Source organism: Corynebacterium gallinarum (assembly GCF_014837045.1).
Classification (GTDB): Bacteria; Actinomycetota; Actinomycetes; order Mycobacteriales; family Mycobacteriaceae; genus Corynebacterium; species Corynebacterium gallinarum.
In genome coordinates, this window is the sequence record NZ_JACSPR010000026.1 from 1 (window position 1) to 1,001 (window position 1,001).

The following is a 1,001-nucleotide window of genomic DNA, read 5'->3' on the forward strand; positions in this document are numbered from 1 at the left end:
CGTAGGGTGTTGCCAGCATCAGCGAGCCGAATGTTTTCAACATGGCCTAAAGCCGGGGCACCGTCTCCAAGTGGAGATTCGTGTCCCAGCTTCAGGGGTGGTGATGGAAGGATTTTCGCGGACGCCACCGCGGCTGCGAGGTCGGCGCGGGTGAATACTGCCCGGCCTGTTGATGCGTCCCAGGTGCCGGCCTTGAGAAGGTCAACGTCTGGGAATGAACAGAAGTCAGCGGTAATCGCGGTAGACGATGATGTCATCCTTGTTGAATAGCCAGCGTCCACTTTTCTTGATTCCGGGGAGTTTTCCACGGGTCGCAAGGTCTGTGACGTTGCGAGGGGAACAACCCAGGATGTCGGCGGCGGTGTTGGCTGTGATCTGTTCATATTCCACACTGTGTTCGATGGCTGGGTGTGCCACTTCCGTTGTGCCGTGTATGGAAGATAATTCTGCTGCGATCAATAGGACGTGGGGCTTGAGTCGTGCTCCGTGTCGGCTGGCGAGGTCCTGGGCGACAAGGACAGTCTGGGCGAGGTCCTGGGCATCAGCCAGGGAGAGGATCACCCCGCCGGCGGGAAGGTGCGTGATCCTAGCCATCGTCGCCACCTTCCAGGACATCAGCCATGGCATTGATGAGTTCGACGGCCTGGGCGCGGGAGAGATCGACCTTGAGGTTCCCGCCGATGGTCAACCGGATCTTCTTCCGGTTACCGTCACGGGCGGTGGTCGTGGTGATCTCGGTGTCATGCCACCACGTCCCGGGGTGTTTGGTTCGGGCTGGGATAGTCATGCTGCAATGTCCTTTCCGACTGGGTTGAGGAGATACTTCCCGGTGCCGTCGACAAGGACGATGCGGTCCTCGACAAGCTTGTTGAGGACGTCGGGCACCTGGTCGCGGTGGAGCTTGGGGACGGACTGTTCTACGGTCCTTAAGCTCATGGGGTACTCGGGGTGAAGGGAGCCGATGATGATGGTCTCGAGCCCGGCGCGACCGGATGGTTCGG

At 60.0% G+C, this 1,001-nt stretch carries 3 protein-coding genes; all 3 read right to left on the minus strand.

What is annotated here, in order from left to right; all coding sequences use genetic code 11:
* Positions 1 to 225: 225 nt before the first annotated feature.
* A complete protein-coding gene (locus H9627_RS14090; protein WP_225213896.1) occupies positions 226 to 594 on the minus strand; it encodes a helix-turn-helix domain-containing protein in 369 nt (122 codons plus the stop codon).
* The gene (locus H9627_RS14095) at positions 587 to 787 is read right to left on the minus strand and encodes a hypothetical protein (RefSeq protein ID WP_191734643.1); all 201 of its coding nucleotides are present in this window, start codon (positions 785 to 787) and stop codon (positions 587 to 589) included. The genes H9627_RS14090 and H9627_RS14095 overlap by 8 nt, the downstream gene beginning before the upstream one ends.
* A partial coding sequence (locus tag H9627_RS14100) for a hypothetical protein (protein ID WP_191734644.1) occupies positions 784 to 1,001 on the minus strand: 218 nt, incomplete at its 5' end. The genes H9627_RS14095 and H9627_RS14100, both read right to left, overlap by 4 nt.

Coding starts and splice junctions, on each gene's coding strand:
- H9627_RS14090 (WP_225213896.1), bottom strand. CDS start 594: ATGGCTAGGATCACGCACCTTCCCGCCGGCGGGGTGATCCTCTCCCTG.
- H9627_RS14095 (WP_191734643.1), bottom strand. CDS start 787: ATGACTATCCCAGCCCGAACCAAACACCCCGGGACGTGGTGGCATGAC.